Source organism: Rhizobium zaerense, from assembly GCF_051810725.1.
Classification (GTDB): domain Bacteria; phylum Pseudomonadota; class Alphaproteobacteria; order Rhizobiales; family Rhizobiaceae; genus Rhizobium; species Rhizobium leguminosarum_I.
Map to the genome: position 1 here is coordinate 4,148,191 of NZ_CM132690.1, position 17,094 is coordinate 4,165,284.

Below are 17,094 nucleotides of genomic sequence, written 5' to 3' on the forward strand. Positions count from 1 at the left end.
CGCTACCAAACGCTCGAAAAGGTTGAGGATGTCACGGGGGTGCGCAGGCGCAAGGGGAATTGCGTCGTCGGGGATTGGAACGCGAAATCTTACCAATCCGTAAGTTGTCGCCAAGCCATCCTCTCGGCTAAATCTCGCCCCAGGCATGCCGGGAACGATCGGACTGATGCGAATCCTGCTTATCGAGGACGACCGGAAAACATCCGATTATATCGCCAAGGGCTTCTCCGAGGCCGGGCATGTCTGTGACGTGTTCGGCGACGGCCGCGATGGGCTGTTTCAGGCGCAGCGCGAGGCCTATGACGTCATCGTCGTCGATCGCATGCTGCCGGGTCTCGATGGGCTGGCGATCGTGCGTTCGCTTCGGGCGGCCAAGGTCGGCACACCGGCGCTGTTCCTGACATCAATCGGCGGCGTCGACGATCGGGTCGAGGGGCTGGAGGCGGGCGGTGACGATTATCTGGTCAAACCCTTTGCCTTTTCCGAGCTGATGGCGCGCGTCAATGCGCTCGGCCGCCGGCCGCCGGTGCAGGAGCAGAGGACGGTGCTGAAGGTGGCCGATCTCGAACTCGATCTGATCCGGCGGGAGGCCCGCCGCGCCGGCCAGGTGATCGAGCTGCAGCCGCGCGAGTTCACCCTGCTCGAGGTGCTGATGCGCGGCGAAGGCCGGGTCATCACCAAGACGATGCTGCTGGAGCGGGTCTGGGACTTCCACTTCGATCCGAAGACCAGCGTCGTCGAGACCCATATCAGCCGCCTCAGGGCCAAGGTCGACAAGCCGTTCCAGGCCCAGCTTCTGCACACGGTCCGCAACACCGGATACAGCCTGCATGCGCCTCGCTAGAGTAATTCCAGGAAAAGTGCGAAGCGGTTTTCCGTCCGGAATTGCGTAAAAACAAAAAGTTAGAGCGCTTCTGCGTTTCCGTGAAAAGCTGAACCGCTCTAGTACAGGAAAATCTCAAATCCTGTTCGCAATTTGAAGAGCAAGAGCATGATGTCCTCCGAAAACCGCGCACACTTTTCGGCATCTAGCCTGCGCAGGAGCACGCCGTTCCGGCTTGCCGTGACCTTCGGCGTGCTCTTCGTCGTCGCCTTCATCCTGAGCGGCGCGATCATCTATCACATGCTGCGGCTCGGCCTCGTGCGCGATCTCGAACAGTCGCTGGGCGAAATGAATTCGTTGATCGTCTCGACCTACGAGCCCAATGATCCCGAGGACCTGATCAATACGCTGAACAATTATGCGAACTTCCAGTCGACCTCCGACGGGCTTTATTCGCTGACGGATGCAGGCGGGCGCAAACTTGCCGGCAATTTCGCCGCCCCCCGCATCCCGAACGGCGTCTATACCGTCACCTCAGGCGATGTCGGGCTGAAGGGCCATGAGCGCTACCGGATGCAGGTCTCGACCATCGGCCCCTACAGCCTGGTGGTGGCGGAAAACTTCAACGATGTTGACGAGATGCTGCGGATCGTGCTGGTGAGCTTCGAATGGGCCGCCGCGATCGTCGTCGCGACCGCGATCGGCGGCGGCGTCTTCCTCGCCTTCCGGGCCCAGGCACGGCTGGACGGGGTCGCCCATACCATGAACCATGTCTCCCACGGCGCGCTCGACGCCCGCATTCCGATCACCGGCAACGGCGACGACCTCGATACGGTGGCGATCCAGATCAACGCGGCGCTGGAGCGGCTGCAGAGACTGGTCGAGAGCATGCGGCAGGTGAGCGCCGATATCGCCCACGATCTGAAGACGCCGCTCAACAGGCTGCGCCTGACGCTGGATGCCGCCGTGGCCGGAAACGATCAGCAGGCGGATGTTTCGGCGCTGCTTGACGAAGCGAGACACGAGAGCGACCGGATCAACGCCACCTTCGAGGCGCTGCTGCGCATTTCCCAGATCGAGGCCGGCGCCCGCAAGGAGCGTTTCCAGGCGACCGATCTCGACGCCGTGCTTGCCGTCATTTCCGAGGTCTATGTCGACGTCGCCGAAGACGCGCAGATGGCGTTGACGATCGCGGAACGCTGTCCGGCGCTCATCCGGGGCGACCGCGATCTCTTGACGCAGATGATCGCTAACCTGGTGGAGAACGCCATCAACCATTGCCCGGCCGGAACCGGCATCACGGTTTCGCTCCGCCGCCAGGACGGCCGCGCCATCCTCTCGGTCGCCGATAGCGGCCCCGGCATTCCCGCCGACGAGAGGGACAAGGTTTTCCGGCGCCTCTACCGGCTCGACAAGAGCCGCGCGACACCGGGAAGCGGCCTCGGGCTCAGCCTCGTCAAGGCGATCGCCGACCTGCATTCGGCTGAGATCGGCATGGCGGACAATCATCCCGGCCTCGTCGTTTCGATCGGCTTCCCGCTGATGCCGGGACTAAACACCTAACCTCTCATCCGCCATGCCGCGAGCCGGCTGAAGCGGGCGGCAAAGCGGCGCAGCTCTGCGGCGGCGCGATATGGCAGCACGCTCCACGGCCGGCGGCGGCCAAGCCGATAGGCCGAGAGCCCTGACTGGATCTGGGAACAGGGATCGGCCCTTTGGCTGACCGGCAGCGGATCGACGAAGCAGGCGCAAAGCCCATCGTCGAACTCCAGATCGAAGGCGAGATCATAGGGCAGGCGCATGGGGACAAGCACACCGGCAATCCAGCCTGCCGCCTTGCGGTTGATCAGATAGGCGCCGGACCCCTTCTCGCGGGTGAGCGCGATGGCGAGCGAGCGCGACGCAGTCAGCGGCTCCACCTTGTGCTTTTTCCCGGAATTGACGGTGGACAGACGCAGGATGTCCCAGCGCGCCTGGTGCTTGAGGGCGGCTTCGAGCAGCTCGGCCAGGTCGTCATCGAAATCGAGATCGTCTTCCAGAATGAGGGCGAACTCGGCATGGCTGCCGAGGAACCGCTTGGCGCATTCGACGTGGCTCAGATAACAGCCGACCTCGAAAGGGTTCGGCCGTCGGCCGTGGCGGCTGAGATAGGCTGCTTCGTCAAAGCCCGGATGCGGCAGGCTCAGCCCTGCCCCATCGACCGCCGCGACGCGCTCGAAGGCAAGGCCGAAGCTTGCCAGCAGGCGTTCCATTCGGAACCTGCGCAAGGGGGCACGATCGAGATTGATCAGATAGGTGTTCACCCGCAGGCTGACCGGATGAAGGGCCGGCATAAGGGCGGCAGGTGCGGCGCGCATGTTCATGAGAGAGCTGACCTCGACTTGGCAATGATGGCGCCAAGCTGCGCTCCAAACCTCACGAGGACCTCGCTGGGACTATACATTTTGGTAAAGTGCGGCGGTCGGGCGGACGGGCCGGCATTCTTACGGATTGGTATGATCCCGGCAAAGAACGCGTAAGAATGCCGCGCTACCAGCTCTCCTGCGGCATGCAGTGGACGCCTCCCTTCCCGCGATCGAAACGACAACCAGCGCGCCTTCGATGACGACAGCGACCCACTGCGTGCCGTGCCGGATGACCCTTGGCTTGAGCAAGCCGCTCAGCGCCCACTCTCAAACCCGACGGAGACCAACGATGAAACCACGTGCCAGACTGTTGCCGCTTTTTACCGGAGTCGCCATCGCCTGCTCGGCCGGAGCAAGCTTTGCCGCCACCAGCGTGATCAATGTCACGGAAGATGGAGAAGGCGGTGGGGCGATGTCGCTGAAGCTCGACCCGCCAACGGTCAAAGCCGGCCCCGCGACCTTCGCAGTCCATAATGATGCGATGACGGAGCAGCATGAAATGGTCGTCGTTCGCCTGAAATCTCCGGACCTGCCTATTCCGGTCAACGCTGCCAAAAACCGCGTCGATGAATCGAAGCTGAAAAGCCTGGGCGAGGTTTCCGATCTGAAGCCGGGCGCCAGCGGCAAGCTGAATACCAAGCTGGCGCCGGGCACCTATCTGCTCTTCTGCAACATGAAGGGCCACTACGAAGCCGGGATGGAAGCCAGGCTGACGGTGACGCCGTAAGGCGGGCGACTGCCTTTTGCAGCACCCTTGCTGGACCTTCTTCCCCACTCGGCGGCGAGCGGCCCCTCGCCGGCGAGACAGGTATCCCGCCTCCAGCGCATCGGCCCGAAAAAATGCGAGACCTTGAGAATCTCCGGCCTCAGCGAACGGGAAAGCGCGCTTGCGGATCTTGGCTGCTAAATGACGGCGCTGCCGTTCGGGCCGATATACTCGGTCTTGAACCCAGTCTTTCGGACTTCGCGCAGGAAGGAATTCGCATGTGACAGATCGATGAGGGTTTCCGGGTCGCAAAGTTCAAGATGGTTGGCGCGCAACCAGTACGATCCGCGGGTGCTCACCACCTTCACCTGCCAGCCGCCTTCGTCCTGCTTCTGCAGCCGGAAGTCGGGAACCTTGCCATCCGCGATAACGGGATTGCCTGCCGACAGGTTTTTGGTGGCTGGCGGGGTGGCCGCTCTCGTCGCATGTCGCATCGGATGCTCCTTGGATTTTCTGGTGCGGTGATCTCGATCTCTTGGCTATGCTCTTTTCGCTGGTGCCACTACGGCCTTCGGTCGTCGCGCCAGCGTAAGATACAGCGCGGCATCGGCCACTCGAACCGACGTTCCCAAACGCACCGAGCTTGGGGCCCGAGCTCAAACTGTGCCGGCGAAGCAATCTCTGCCATTTTGCAGGTCGATCGATCAAGCTCCTGGCTTCCTCGAACAGTCTTCGCAAAGGGAAAGATATCGTGGCCGAGAATGATTATGATGCCTTCGCCGCGGCTTATGATGCCGATAACGAGGTCAATGCCTGGAATGCCTATTACGAGCGGCCGGCCATTCTTGCGCTGGTTGGCGACGTCGCCGGGCTTTCCGTGCTCGATGCGGGATGCGGCGGCGGGGCGCATGCAGCGGCGCTGATCGAGCGCGGGGCTGTGGTGACCGGGATCGACGCCAGTGCGGGCATGCTTGAGATCGCGCAACGTCGGCTGGAAGGGCGGGCGCGGCTGCTATCGGCCGATCTCAACGAAGCATTGCCATTTGCGGACAAGGCTTTCGATCTGATCCTTACCTCGCTTGTCATGCATTACCTGCCCGACTGGTCGAGGCCGCTTTCGGAATTCCACCGGCTGCTGCCCGAAGGCGGACGCCTGGTTTTTTCCACCCACCATCCCTTCATGGATCACGCCTCGACCGGCCGCGACAATTATTTCGAGACCTACAGCTTCGATGAGACCTGGCAGCGCGCCGGAAAACATATCGCCATGCGCTTCTGGCATCGGCCGCTGCATGCCATGTTCGATGCGCTGAAGTCGGCCGGATTCCAGATCGATATCGTCGGCGAGCCCCAGCCCGATCCGCGCGCCCGCACGCTTTTCCCGCAGGCCTATCAGAGCCTGACGACCAAGCCGCGGTTCCTGTTCTTCTCGGTGGTGAAAGCATGACGACGGGTGCCGGCGTTGGGGTCTCTTGACTCCATCGGGCGTGGTGTTCCGATCCATATGGTTGTCTGAATGGGAGCTGCCTGCGTTGATCATCGCCCTCCGGTAGCTATTGATCCATACCAAATCGCAAGATCGGTCGAGCGCGACATATGCGGAAGGGCCTAGCTGGTGCGGTCAAAGTCGAAACCGAGAAAGGCAGCCCGAAAATTCTCGCGCTTGGACAGAATAGTGCGCCAGCTCAAATCTGACTGGAAGCCTTCGATGCAAAGCTTCTCAAATAAACGGTGATCATCATCTACCGGAAAGCCCTACTCGGTGTCGTAATAGGGCATGAACTCCGGAGCGGCTGCGCACCAGCGGCAACGCGGCTGCCGATCCGGGCCGAAGATCGTCGCGCTCATTTTCTCACGCCCTAAGAAAGGCCAAGCGGTCGTCGGTGCGGCCCGGTGCAATTTCGAGAATGTCCGCGCTTACGACACCCCCCACAACAAAAGGATCTTGCTGGAGGCGCATTTCGAGATCGGCGCGGGATGTGTTGTGGGCGAGAACCGCTCCGCCCGCACTTTGCTGAAGGCTTCCGGTAAGGAGGAAGATACCATCGTCAAAGCCCTGTTTGATCCAGGCATTATGCCCTTCCATAAGGGCGGAGGCTCGGGCCTTGTTGGCGGAGAATTTAAGTGTAACGACGAACATACAGGGGGCCTTCAGGAATTCTGGATGGAAACGGATTCGGGATGATCGGATAGATTGGGCCGCTGCATTGCCAACCATAGGCACATATCGTCGACTTCACGGCGGATGAAGGCTTCGTCGCGGAAGGCGGTCGCAAGTGCAGCCACGCCCTGGCTTCGCATCAGGATGTGCATGGCAAGCGCGTCGGCATCGGTCTCACGACCAAGTGCGGCGAACTGGCGCGAAAGCCAATTGCGAAACAGAGTGAAAAGCTTGGTCGCCTCGTCCTTGGCAGCGTGGTCAAGTTTGGCGAGTTCGTTGCAAAGCGTGCCGACTGGGCAGCCAAAGGCCATGATCTTTGTCTGGTTCATGATGAGCACGTGGATGAAGCTTCTGATCCGTTCGCCGGGAGCTTCAGCCCCAGCCTCCCACGCATCTAGCATCGTCTTGGTCTTTGAAAGACGATGGGCGATCACCGCATCGAGAATCTCGTCTTTCGTCTTGAAGTGATAGTAGAAATTGCCTCGCGAAAGTCCGACGACTGCCGCAATGTCGGCGAAGGACGTCGCCTCGAATCCCCGCTCATAAAAGAGCTTGTCTGCAGCCTCAACAATCTGCAGTCGTGTGGTCGCTGCCCCCAAGTGCCCGGTTCTCCGCTGCCATTGCCCATCGAGTAGGACAATTGCCCTATAAAAGCTCTTTAGGACAATCGACCTAAAGACGTCAAGGGTGGGCCTGAAAGGTGACGGGATTCCTGCCTTCCGGAAGATAGGGATTGTCGTTACAAATGGCTCAAGTGTCTAGCATGTCCCACTCGCCGCCGCTTTCATCCCATTCTCAATACTTTCGGGGCGTCAGGTGAGTTGAGCGAGGATAGCGTCGACGACACTTGGGACGGTACCCGTCGTGTCGATATTGATGCCGATGGGAAGATATTCCCGGGTATGATGGTAGCGGAGCACCAGCGCCCGCTCGGCCGGCTCGAAGCCCGGCTCATTCGGCCGCCCATCCAATCGTCGGTTCAAGGTCTCAACGTCTATATCGAGCACGAAAACCTTGTCGAAAAGGTCCAGGAATTTGTGGAAATTGCGCGAGCCGCCACAGAAGAAGGTGGCAGGATGGCTGGTGTCGGCAGCAATAGCGCGGACTTTGTCGACAGGCCAGATCCAGTGGGCGTATCCCCAAACGATGCGGTCCGCGCCTGCGGGTGGTCCTGCGAGCGCCTGGCCCGTCTCGGGGTCGCCGACATAGGCCAAGACCCGGTCACCATGGACGACATGGCAGCCCCGCCGCTCCAGTTCGGTAGCGACAGACGTTTTCCCAGTCCCGGAACCGCCTTCGATCAGATAGTTCTTGATTCCCATAGGCGCTGCTTATCATGGCCTTCTATCTGGTGAGAGGACACTCTACCTGAGAACGCTTTGTTCCAATCCATCGTCACCCATTGACGTGAACGGTTTTCACCCCAATAGGGTCAGGCCAACCAGACGAAAACAGGAGTGCAATCGTGAGCGAACCGACCGTAGCAGATGCAACAAACCGCATTTATGAGTCGCTGCAGGCGGACAATGCCGAAATCGACGTGCATATCGCGGTGCTCAAGGCAGCGCTGACGCGGGCGGGTTTGAAAGAGGCGGTATTCGACCCGGCTCGGCTCGTGCAGAATAACCGTTCCGGCAGGAAGCGAATGCAGGCCTACTTTCGCCAGCGCGGTGTCATGGTGAAATTCTCAGCCTAGCCTTCCAGCCGACTGTATTCACCCTCAGTGGGGGCAATGGCGTCGACGCGAATGAAGGTTGCGTCGAAGTTAACCTGCCTCGTGTTGCCGTGGCCGAGGGGGCTGCCTGCCCTTCCCGACACTCGGGGCGGGTGGACCATGAGAGTTGACCGAATGTGGGCTCGCTGGAATAATCAGCCGAGCAGCGTGACGTCGGGGTATCTGCGACACTGCGGTTCGTGCTCACCCCGTTGATATTCCTGTGGGGGAGTCCTCGATGTCTGTCGTTTACAGGCCAGCCCGGGCGGAGGATTTGGCCGCCACCGACGTGCTGGTGGTCGCCAGCATCAACGAACTCACCATCCGACATGGCTTCGGCCCCATGGCGATGCCAAGCCCTCCCAGCTTCCAGCTGTTTTCGCTTGGGGACGACCCCGGCGGTCGATGGATCGCTGAGAACGGCAGCGACATCGTCGGATTCGCCTGGAGTTGGGCGTGTGGTGAGCTTTGGTTCCTTGCCCAGCTGTTTGTCGACCCGGCGCAACAGGGTCAAGGTATCGGCAATGAGCTCATGAGACGAACCATGGAGCACGCCCGAAAATCAAGCGCAGCCCACCGGGCGCTGATAACGTTCTCCTTCAATCGTGTCTCGCAAGGTCTCTATATCCGGCATGGCCTCTTCCCCAAAATGCCGATCTATTTCGTCGGCTTCATGACGGTTCCTGTTTTCTTCGGCGTCTGCCGAGCTGTGAGCGAAAGTGATCACATCGCACTCGTCCCTCGACAATTGGCAGAGCGCTTGGCGGATCTTTTCGGGCTCTCCCTCTATAACGCTCCCATGCCGCTTCCGCCGGCCCTCATCGTCGGCGTGTGGCACAAGCGCGCGACAGGGAATCCCGCCCATCGTTGGATTCGGAACCTGATCGCCGAGATATTGCTGCCACTTAATATCGGCGAGCAGCCCCTGCCAAATGAAGTGCGCTGACGGTGCTTTCCCGCGTCGATCGGCAAGAACGTGCCCATGCGGTTTCGACGACGGAGTGATAGGTGCAGGACCTAGACTGAGCTGTCAAAAAGTGACGTCGTCCGTGATTGTAAGGACTGATCGGCGCCGCCGTCATGCCGTGCCTCGTCTGACGCCGAATGGTACTGCGTCCTCCGCAGGATCGGTAGCGGGAGGCATTACCCCTGGACGGCGTGTTGGAACAGGATGCCCGTCACGATGGCCGGCAGGGCCAGCCACCGGCGGTCCATCGTGGCCGCCAGAACAGTTCCCGTCAATGCCAATGTCGATGCGTTCGCCTCGAGCGTTCGTTCGATGTCCCACTCCCGGTCGAGTTCCGCCAGCCTGGATCCGATCTGGTGGGATGAGTCTCGTAGTAGGCGAGCCTCTCCTCCACCTGCCAGCGCAGGCGTCGGTTGATCTCGTTGGATGTGGGCGCTGACCAAGTTTGCTGTCGCGGCCATGGCAATCCGTAAGCGGTGTTTAGACCGCACCTTTCGGATCAGTGCGTGATTGCTTAAAGTTGCGCCGCGATGATTGGGCGAGCGTCGATGAATGAGAGCGGCGAAATTTCCGACATGAGGGAAATGATTTGAACGAGACTCAACAACTGTGGGAATGGCGCGAGAAGATCGCAAATCTCTACTACGCGGTACGTTCTAGCCCGGACGTGGTTGCTGCTTGGGGGCTTTGGTGCGCCACCCGTTCGACCCTGTTTCGCGACCATCCTCAGTCGCCAATTGACCCGGCGGACCGCAAGACGTTCGAAGGGCCGACGACATTTTCTTATGATCCCTCGTTGCGCTTGACGGTACAGCTTGTCCCGGTAACGCCGGAACGGATAACCGTCGCAACAGGAGTGGATGGTGACCTGTCGATGCATGCGTTCTCTCGTACAACGGGGCTGGAGGCCAGATTGGGCGGCGAATTAACTCTTTACTGGATTGAGGGGTACGGCGGTGGCGTGTTCCTGCCGTTTGTCGATGCGACCTCAGGAACCGAGACGTATGGTGGTGGCCGATATCTCCTCGACACCATCAAGGGAGCGGATCTCGGAGTCGTCCGTTCAGACGGCGCACTGGTGCTCGATTTCAATTTTTCCTATTTTCCTTCGTGCGCCTATTCTTCCCGTTATGTCTGTCCACTTGCGCCATCGGGCAATCGACTGAAAGGCGCAGTGAGAGCCGGAGAACGGCTACCTGTCTCGAAACGATAAGCGCAGGGGGCAGAAGCCTGAAACTTCGTCGCCGGGCATTAGAAGTCCCCCTCTCGTTAGCGCTGTTTGCCTGCCGAGCCCTGCCTTTCCTAGCGACCGCTTGAACTTGATTGAGCTGGGATTTGCCGTGACGTAGCGGACTCCGCCCGCGTTAAACGTGAGAGCTGTTTTCTTCGCACATTGACCAAGGCGGTAGGCCGTTCAGAAAACTACTGCTGCGACATCGATGGCAACAATGCGCCAAGAGCAGTCGCACAGCGAGAGTCCCATCAGCGGCCACGATGACCCGTTGCGGACAACTCCTAACGCGACTATCCAGATGATCTCCTTTGAGGTGACGAGGGTCGTTTGAATGGACAGTCAGGATTCGGCGGTCGCAAAACTGGATGCCTGCCGCCACATATTCCTTGCCAAACTCGGGACCGGGCCTTCGCTCGACCTTCGTATTTTTGTTGTGGAAGCCCGCGTCCAAGATGAACTTGTTTCGGTTAGACCCGGTGACAGAGACTTGGAAGCGATTTTTGCGGAGGCGCATCCTATCATGACAAAGGAGGGATACGACGCCTTTACAATCATATTTGAGAGTTACGTTTGCTTTTCGGTTAGGAACGAGACTTACGCAATTCCCGAAAATGTTGAGGATTATTCGCACCGCTTACGTACGCACGAACAATCCGCTTTTTTGGATTTTGTGTCGAAGGGCACTTGGGCGTCGTCGGACCATCCAGGACCATTCGTGCATTATGCAGTGATTTGCGAGGATCATGTAATTGATGTTGCGTGCAATTCTGAGCCGATAATCGAGCATCGAATTGTGACAGCCGATGATTTGTAAGCTCGTATTGAGAAAGTTGAACGATGGCCTCCCACCCAAGGTGAACCTCAGCATCATAGAGGTCCGCAACGGGCCGGAAGCAGACTTCAGTCGCTCGTTCGAAGTTCCACGGCATAAGCTGATTTACCCGGCTAGACTTTCCGAAACGATCTGCGCCTTGACGTCGTCCGGCCAATGCCGATTCACCTCACGTCCAGACTTCCTGGTCGGTTGCAACCGAGGCCACCACACTCCCGTCGACATGCATATGTTTATCACACGAAGGGTCTTACTTCTCTTCGAGATGCCCGCTGCCGTTTAACAAATGCGCTGCACAAATACCAAACTAGATAGGTCGCTAGAATGGCTAGCTGCTGCAACAAGATGGCGACGACGACTATAAACTGATCCAATCCGTCATAAGAGTCGTCGCCTACATCGATGATATCTGGCGTGAACGTCACTCTGTCGCATAGGTATACTGGCAGGACGACCCAGATGACCGCCAAAAAATGCAATGTCTTCCGGCAACGTGGCCATGTGCGGCCAGCGATAAAAGCCACGAGCGGAGCTGCGAAGTTGCTCATAAATATGATGGCGAACGCGAGTTCAGGCTTGATCATCGAAAATTGATCCTCCCGGCGTGCTGCGGCGCAAGAGAGGCTCTGGCCTTTCGCGCTCCATAGACGTCTCTGTCCATAGAATTTTCTATCCAAGAGACTGAGTGGCTGAATGGCTGTCACGCGCTATCAATCATCGCATTCCATATCAGTAATGTCGCCAGCCAGGACTTCAGCGTGCTCGGACAGAACACCACATTGTCGAGAAGCATCGCCAATTCGGGGTCGCTGTCAAAAAGCTGTTCCTGTTTGGCTTTCAACTTGCCGATATAGAACTGATGAATATGCAATGATCCGGCCATTTGGGCGAGGCTTGGCATGCTGATGCTCCCATTTAGTGATTCCGGAAGGTTCGCCCAGCATAGCGCCTGTCGGGCATTCCCGTTGACCGCTCCATCTTCATCGACATCGTCCGCCGGTAGAAAATTCCGGTATATCGTATCTGCATCAGCACGAACTGGCTCCACTCGGAGCCAGGAGTAGCCCTTACCTACCAAGCGACCAGGGGCGGGTTGGAGATTGCTAATGACCCGGTACTCGGGATTGCAGGGCATCCTGATTGTCAGGGGCTGCGCCGAATGCTACCGCAGGTGTACAAGTGTTTATGACAGGGGTGCATTCATGAACCGATTGATCGTCTTCCTTGCGGTTGCCCTTGCGACCGGCACCGCGCATGCAAACGGGCTTCCGTTTTTCCCCAACACGAAGGTCCCCGACTACACCGCGAAGCTGGCTGTGCGCGACACATTAGATGGGAAGGACAACTGGCGGCTCGTGCAGCATCACAACGGCTGGACGCATGTTGAGGAGACACAAGGTGACGAGACACATATCTGGTATGGGCACTTCTTTCAGAATATTTTTTTGTCAACAGTCAAGAAAGATGGAGAGGAGATCAAGCGCTTCAGTATCAGGCAAGTCGAGCCATCGTATGACTACCTCGGCATCAAGCAAGTCAAGGAAACGAACGATGTGGAGACAGTGGGCGGCGAGGAGTGTCGCTGGCTTCAAATAGTTCGACACGATCCGCCAAGCCCTATTTGGATGACCTGCTTGACCAGCGACGGAATAGAGGTCGCAACCAAGGTTCTCTTTTCCAAGGGTAAATTGATGTCCGAGGCGCGTCTGACCGAGATCAAGCGAGGTCCGGTCCCGGAGGCCGAAGTGTTGCCGCCAAGACAGCTTTTTGACGCAAGCACGTGGCTCAAGCCGCTGCGTACCTACCCGGATCACCCTCCAAGTGCTGTCGACTTCGAGGCGAAGTTGGTTACGAGGGCGTCAGACAATCCGTCGATAGACAAGTCTTCTGAGGTGAGGCTGTTGCGACATTATCCATGGTGGTTTCGTCGGCGTGAGGGCAAGGACGGGTCAATCCGGATCGAGGTTTGGAACGAGCTTGAGAACCAGGGTGTTGTCTATTCGTCGTCGAAGATGGAACGCAGAATTGTCGGTGGTCGCTCTTCGCTGGATGCGAAGCGTCCCTTCTCTCGATTCAGCAGCCAAACAGGAATGGAAAATCTGGGTGAGCAAGGCCAGTTTCTTGGCGAAAATTGCATATGGTATAACCTAACGCCGAATATGGCCAGTTCAAGTCACAAGCAGTGCATCACGTCCGACGGTATTCCGTTGAAGGACGAGCAGTGGTACGGCAGGAGCGCAGTGGAGAGCTTCGACACAGTGTGGTTTACGCGTCGACCCGTCGACATCGGCGAAATGCAGCCGCCTCGCGAATACCTCGATCCCTCAGCGTGGGGATTTGTGCTGCACTAGCGCGGGGCAGCAGTCCCGATCTTCTCGATGACGCTAACGCATCACGGTGAGATCATCTGATGACAAATGATGGCTGATCAATGACGCTGACTCTGTCCCTGAGGTCATTGGTGCAGATGCGTAGGGGCGGCGGCTGAGGTATCCCAGGTGTGGCTGGAGGCCGAGAAATTTCCCTGTTCCGTAGCCTTGCGGGCAAGCCGTGAACCGATAGCAGCGGAGGAACTGCACCCGCAGCGATGGCGGTCAGGCTCAGTGGTCTTCACTCCCTACAGGTGTGTTGGTTGGAAATGAGGGCTGCCCGGAGTTTCTAAGGAACAAGACCGGTCACGTCCGACGGAAATGGCCGTATCCAATCCGGTGGTTGGATCCGCAACAAGCTGAAAAACCTCGATCGGGAGGGTAGTTTCCCCCTCTGATTTGTGCCGTTCCATTAACGTTGTGCGGCGAAGTTGAGCATATTGCAAGTTGCTTCATGACGACGCTGTCTCAATTTTTTCGGCAATCCCTCCTTTTCGTGGGAATCACAGGGCCAGCACAAACTTCTGTGCCTCGGATTGACGATATATAGATATATATTATATTAGATTATATATTGAACTTTCACCCGGAGCCAATGATGTCCATTACAGCGATATCCGAGAAGCTTTGCGTCTCGCCGCAGCCAAGTGTCGAGGACATCCGGTCGCTCCGCGACCAAGGATTCAAGTCCCTCATCAGCAACCGACCGGACAACGAGGATACGTCTCAGCCGAACACGCGAGTCGAAAGACAGGAAGCGAAGCACTGCGACCTGTCCTATGCGTTCATTCCCGTCACGGCCGACACGATCACCGAGGCGGACGTTCGTGCCTTCCAGCGGGCCGTCGATGAATCGGACGGACCCGTTCTCGCACATTGCCAGACCGGCAAGCGCGCGCTTAACCTCTATCTGATTGGAGAGGTTCTGGACGGCAGCATGTCTGTCGACAAGGTCGTCGAACTCGGACGCAGCCGCGGCTTCGACACCGGCGCCGCCGCAGCCTGGCTCAAGCAACATGCTGCCCGCAGGCCGCAGGTGAAGGGCTTCTTCGACAAGCGCACCTGGAGCGTCCAGTATGTGGTTTCCGATCCGCTGACCCGCAAGTGCGCTATCGTCGATCCGGTACTCGACTTCGACGAGAAATCCGGAGCGACGGCGACCATCAACGCGGACGCGATCCTCGACTACATCCGCGACAATGGGCTGACGGTCGAGTGGATCCTCGACACCCACCCCCATGCCGACCACTTCTCCGCCGCCCATTATCTGCAAGAGAAGACCGGCGCACAAACGGCGGTCGGCGAGCGCGTCGTTGATGTCCAGAAGCTGTGGAAGGGCATCTACAACTGGCCTGAGCTTGTCACCGACGGCTCGCAATGGGACCGGCTGTTCGCCGATGGCGAGACCTTCGCGGTCGGCTCGATCGATGCCAAAGTGCTTTTCTCTCCGGGACACACGCTCGCCTCGATTACCTATGTAATCGGCGACGCGGCCTTCGTGCACGACACGCTCTTCATGCCCGACAGCGGCACGGCGCGCGCCGACTTCCCCGGCGGCGACGCGCGCGTCCTGTGGAAATCGATCCAGGAGATCCTCGCGCTCCCGGACGAGACGCGGATCTTCACCGGTCACGACTACCAGCCAGAGGGTCGGGCACCTCGATGGGAAAGCACGGTGGCCGAGCAGAAGAAGTCCAACCCGCATCTCGCCGGCGTGAACGAGGAGGAGTTCGTGGCGCTCAGGACGAAGCGCGACAAGACGCTGCCTATGCCAAAGCTCATCCTGCATGCCCTGCAGGTGAACATCCGCGGCGGGCGCCTGCCGGAGCCGGAAGCCAACGGCAAGCGCTATCTCAAGTTTCCCCTGGATGCATTGCAGGGAGCGGCATGGGAATGACAAGCGATCTGAAGGCGATGATGAAGGCGGGGCTCTTCCCCGCCGAGATGGCCGGCCGGGCCGGAGAGGTGGCGAACCTCATGAAGACGCTGTCCCATCCGGCGCGCCTGATGATCGTCTGCACGCTGGTGGAAGGCGAGCATTCGGTCGGGGAGCTTGAAGAGAAGATCGACGTCCACCAGCCGCATCTGTCGCAGCATCTGACCGTGCTGCGTGGCTCCGGGATTGTCGAAACGCGGCGGGAGGGGAAGCAGATCTTCTATCGCCTGACGGAGGAGAAGGCCGCCCAGCTGGTTGCCGCCCTTTATGACATCTTCTGCGTCGGCCAAGGCGAATGAGCACCTATCTTCCATCTTTGGCCGGGGGCATCTTAATCGGCACCTCCGCGGTAATGCTCCTGCTCCTCAACGGCCGCATTGCCGGGATCAGCGGGATCGTCGGGCGTCTTGCTCAAGGCGTCGGCTTGAGCACCAATCTCGCCTTTGTGCTCGGGCTGCTGCTGGGGCCGTTCACCTACCTGCTGGCGTTCGGCGGCTGGCCGGCTGTTCGGATCACCGCCGGCTGGCCGCTGATCGTCGTCGCGGGGCTGCTCGTCGGCTTCGGCTCGCGCATGGGATCCGGCTGCACCAGCGGCCACGGCGTGCTTGGGCTTGCCCGCCTGTCGCCGCGGTCGATGGTGGCGGTCGCCACGTTCCTGACGGCCGGCGTTATCGCCGTCGCAACACTGCGAGGTCTCGGGCTATGAACCGGAACATTTTCCAATTCGTGGCCGCTCTCGCCTCGGGTATCGTCTTCGGCTTCGGCCTGTCCTTGTCCGGCATGCTGAACCCGGTCCGGGTCCAAGGCTTCCTCAACGTGTTCGGCGCCTGGGATCCGAGCCTTGCCTTCGTTCTCGGCGGCGCGATCGTTGTCGCGTTCACCGGCATCCAGATCATGACACGGATGAAGCGTCCCGCCTTCGACGACAGCTTCCACGTGCCGACGAACCGTCGGATCGATGCTCCGCTGGTCGTTGGTTCGGCCTTGTTCGGCCTGGGCTGGGGGATCGGTGGCTTCTGTCCCGGTCCGGCCGTCGCATCCCTATCGGTCGGCCTTCCCCAGACGTTTCTGTTCGTCATCGCGATGCTGGTCGGGATGACCTTGTATGACAGAGTGTGGAGCAGACGGACGTGAGCACCGTCATTTTGGCGGCCGTTGGCTCCGGCGGAATCGTCGGCTTCATGCTCGGCCTGCTCGGCGGCGGCGGGTCCATCCTGGCGACGCCGCTGCTCCTCTACGTGGTCGGCGTGACCCAGCCGCATATCGCGATCGGAACGGGTGCGCTTGCGGTCTCGGTAAATGCCTTCGCGAATTTTGCCAGCCACGCGATCAAGGGGCACGTCTGGTGGCGCTGCGCGGCCGTCTTCTCCGCGCTCGGCGTGATCGGCGCCCTCGGCGGCTCCAGCCTCGGCAAGGCGATGGATGGAGACAGCCTGATATTCCTATTCGGGGTCCTGATGGCGGTTGTCGGCGCTCTGATGCTGAAGCCCAGGAAGGCGGGGACGGTAGAGTGCCGTCCGGTCGACCTCAGGATGTGCCTTGCCACCGCCGCCGTGGCACTCGCCGCCGGCGCTGCCTCCGGCTTCTTCGGCATCGGCGGGGGCTTTTTGATCGTTCCCGGCCTCATGCTGGCAACGGGCATGCCGATGATCAACGCGATCGGCACATCGCTCCTCTCCGTCGGTGCGTTCGGACTGGCGACGGCCTTGAACTATGCCAGTTCGGGCCTGGTGGACTGGTGGCTTGCCGCCGAATTCATCGGCGGCGGCATCGGCGGCGGCGTACTCGGCATGCTGCTCGCCACCCGGCTCAGCGCCTACAAGAACATTCTCAACCGCCTGTTCGCAGCGCTCATCTTCGCGGTCGCGGGCTACATCCTGTATCGCAACTGGGGGAGGCTAATGGCTGGCTGAGCGCGCAGTGCTGACGGCTCCAGGTCGATCCCGA

General features: G+C 59.6%; 20 protein-coding genes and 1 pseudogene. 14 read left to right on the plus strand and 7 right to left on the minus strand.

What is annotated here, in order from left to right:
* Positions 1-166 precede the first annotated feature (166 nt).
* Together ACS4RR_RS20505 and ACS4RR_RS20510 are read left to right on the plus strand one after the other, a co-directional pair.
* Complete coding sequence (locus ACS4RR_RS20505; RefSeq protein ID WP_222282084.1) at positions 167-844, plus strand: winged helix-turn-helix domain-containing protein; 678 nt, start codon at positions 167-169, stop codon at positions 842-844.
* A gap of 147 nt (positions 845-991) precedes the next feature.
* Positions 992-2,386 carry a HAMP domain-containing sensor histidine kinase gene (locus tag ACS4RR_RS20510; protein WP_168724901.1) on the plus strand — a complete coding sequence of 465 codons (1,395 nt, stop codon included), beginning with the start codon at positions 992-994 and terminating at the stop codon, positions 2,384-2,386.
* Here ACS4RR_RS20510 and ACS4RR_RS20515 read toward each other — a convergent pair.
* Positions 2,383-3,186, minus strand: a complete 804-nt coding sequence (locus tag ACS4RR_RS20515; RefSeq protein ID WP_222282085.1) for a glycosyltransferase family 25 protein — start codon at positions 3,184-3,186, stop codon at positions 2,383-2,385. The genes ACS4RR_RS20510 and ACS4RR_RS20515 overlap by 4 nt on opposite strands.
* Positions 3,187-3,517: 331 nt before the next feature.
* On the opposite strand from ACS4RR_RS20515, the gene ACS4RR_RS20520 reads away from it, so the two are divergent.
* On the plus strand, positions 3,518-3,955 hold the full coding sequence (locus tag ACS4RR_RS20520) for a copper resistance protein (RefSeq protein ID WP_162118209.1): 438 nt from the start codon (positions 3,518-3,520) through the stop codon (positions 3,953-3,955).
* A 176-nt stretch (positions 3,956-4,131) separates the two neighbouring features.
* Here the strand turns inward: ACS4RR_RS20520 and ACS4RR_RS20525 are convergent, their stop codons facing one another.
* The gene (locus ACS4RR_RS20525) at positions 4,132-4,428 is read right to left on the minus strand and encodes a hypothetical protein (protein ID WP_456189249.1); all 297 of its coding nucleotides are present in this window, start codon (positions 4,426-4,428) and stop codon (positions 4,132-4,134) included.
* Positions 4,429-4,685: 257 nt separating this feature from the next.
* Here ACS4RR_RS20525 and ACS4RR_RS20530 point away from each other — a divergent pair, with 257 nt between their 5' ends.
* Entirely contained in the window at positions 4,686-5,381 is a 696-nt protein-coding gene (locus tag ACS4RR_RS20530; RefSeq protein ID WP_456189250.1) for a class I SAM-dependent methyltransferase, read from the plus strand.
* A 170-nt stretch (positions 5,382-5,551) separates the two neighbouring features.
* On the opposite strand, the pseudogene ACS4RR_RS20535 reads toward ACS4RR_RS20530, so the two are convergent.
* The 4 genes and pseudogenes from ACS4RR_RS20535 to ACS4RR_RS20550 all read right to left on the minus strand — a co-directional run.
* Positions 5,552-5,782, minus strand: a pseudogene (locus tag ACS4RR_RS20535) (DNA-3-methyladenine glycosylase I); the annotation flags it as partial.
* 4 nt (positions 5,783-5,786) lie between these two features.
* A complete protein-coding gene (locus ACS4RR_RS20540) occupies positions 5,787-6,074 on the minus strand; it encodes a YciI family protein (RefSeq protein WP_131666216.1) in 288 nt (95 codons plus the stop codon).
* Between the two features lie 11 nt (positions 6,075-6,085).
* On the minus strand, positions 6,086-6,694 hold the full coding sequence (locus tag ACS4RR_RS20545; protein WP_222282088.1) for a TetR/AcrR family transcriptional regulator: 609 nt from the start codon (positions 6,692-6,694) through the stop codon (positions 6,086-6,088).
* A gap of 213 nt (positions 6,695-6,907) precedes the next feature.
* Positions 6,908-7,417 (minus strand): DEAD/DEAH box helicase family protein, encoded by a 510-nt coding sequence (locus ACS4RR_RS20550; protein ID WP_456189251.1) that lies wholly within the window; start codon positions 7,415-7,417, stop codon positions 6,908-6,910.
* 140 nt (positions 7,418-7,557) lie between these two features.
* Between ACS4RR_RS20550 and ACS4RR_RS20555 the strand changes: the two genes are divergently transcribed.
* The 4 genes from ACS4RR_RS20555 to ACS4RR_RS20570 all read left to right on the plus strand — a co-directional run bounded on the left by ACS4RR_RS20555 (position 7,558) and on the right by ACS4RR_RS20570 (position 10,824).
* Positions 7,558-7,791 (plus strand): hypothetical protein, encoded by a 234-nt coding sequence (locus ACS4RR_RS20555; RefSeq protein ID WP_222387375.1) that lies wholly within the window; start codon positions 7,558-7,560, stop codon positions 7,789-7,791.
* A gap of 256 nt (positions 7,792-8,047) precedes the next feature.
* Entirely contained in the window at positions 8,048-8,755 is a 708-nt protein-coding gene (locus ACS4RR_RS20560; RefSeq protein WP_456189252.1) for a GNAT family N-acetyltransferase, read from the plus strand.
* Positions 8,756-9,365: 610 nt separating this feature from the next.
* Positions 9,366-9,989, plus strand: coding sequence for a DUF1684 domain-containing protein (locus tag ACS4RR_RS20565; protein ID WP_170261944.1), 624 nt, complete (start codon positions 9,366-9,368; stop codon positions 9,987-9,989).
* A gap of 352 nt (positions 9,990-10,341) precedes the next feature.
* The gene (locus tag ACS4RR_RS20570; RefSeq protein WP_017963243.1) at positions 10,342-10,824 is read left to right on the plus strand and encodes a hypothetical protein; all 483 of its coding nucleotides are present in this window, start codon (positions 10,342-10,344) and stop codon (positions 10,822-10,824) included.
* Positions 10,825-11,542: 718 nt separating this feature from the next.
* Here the strand turns inward: ACS4RR_RS20570 and ACS4RR_RS20575 are convergent.
* The gene (locus ACS4RR_RS20575; RefSeq protein ID WP_245268333.1) at positions 11,543-11,743 is read right to left on the minus strand and encodes a hypothetical protein; all 201 of its coding nucleotides are present in this window, start codon (positions 11,741-11,743) and stop codon (positions 11,543-11,545) included.
* Between the two features lie 310 nt (positions 11,744-12,053).
* On the opposite strand from ACS4RR_RS20575, the gene ACS4RR_RS20580 reads away from it, so the two are divergent.
* The 6 genes from ACS4RR_RS20580 (at position 12,054) to ACS4RR_RS20605 (ending at position 17,060) form a co-directional block, all read left to right on the plus strand.
* Complete coding sequence (locus ACS4RR_RS20580) at positions 12,054-13,193, plus strand: hypothetical protein (RefSeq protein WP_456190157.1); 1,140 nt, start codon at positions 12,054-12,056, stop codon at positions 13,191-13,193.
* Between the two features lie 616 nt (positions 13,194-13,809).
* Positions 13,810-15,108 (plus strand): bifunctional sulfur transferase/dioxygenase Blh, encoded by a 1,299-nt coding sequence (blh, locus tag ACS4RR_RS20585; protein ID WP_456190158.1) that lies wholly within the window; start codon positions 13,810-13,812, stop codon positions 15,106-15,108.
* A complete protein-coding gene (bigR, locus tag ACS4RR_RS20590) occupies positions 15,099-15,446 on the plus strand; it encodes a sulfite-sensing transcriptional repressor BigR (RefSeq protein WP_456189253.1) in 348 nt (115 codons plus the stop codon). The genes blh and bigR overlap by 10 nt, the downstream gene beginning before the upstream one ends.
* The gene (locus ACS4RR_RS20595) at positions 15,443-15,853 is read left to right on the plus strand and encodes a YeeE/YedE family protein (protein ID WP_162118227.1); all 411 of its coding nucleotides are present in this window, start codon (positions 15,443-15,445) and stop codon (positions 15,851-15,853) included. The genes bigR and ACS4RR_RS20595 overlap by 4 nt, the downstream gene beginning before the upstream one ends.
* Positions 15,850-16,281, plus strand: a complete 432-nt coding sequence (locus ACS4RR_RS20600; protein ID WP_456189254.1) for a DUF6691 family protein — start codon at positions 15,850-15,852, stop codon at positions 16,279-16,281. The genes ACS4RR_RS20595 and ACS4RR_RS20600 overlap by 4 nt, the downstream gene beginning before the upstream one ends.
* Positions 16,263-17,060, plus strand: coding sequence for a sulfite exporter TauE/SafE family protein (locus ACS4RR_RS20605; RefSeq protein ID WP_456189255.1), 798 nt, complete (start codon positions 16,263-16,265; stop codon positions 17,058-17,060). Before ACS4RR_RS20600 ends, ACS4RR_RS20605 begins: the two co-directional genes overlap by 19 nt.
* Positions 17,061-17,094: the final 34 nt, after the last annotated feature.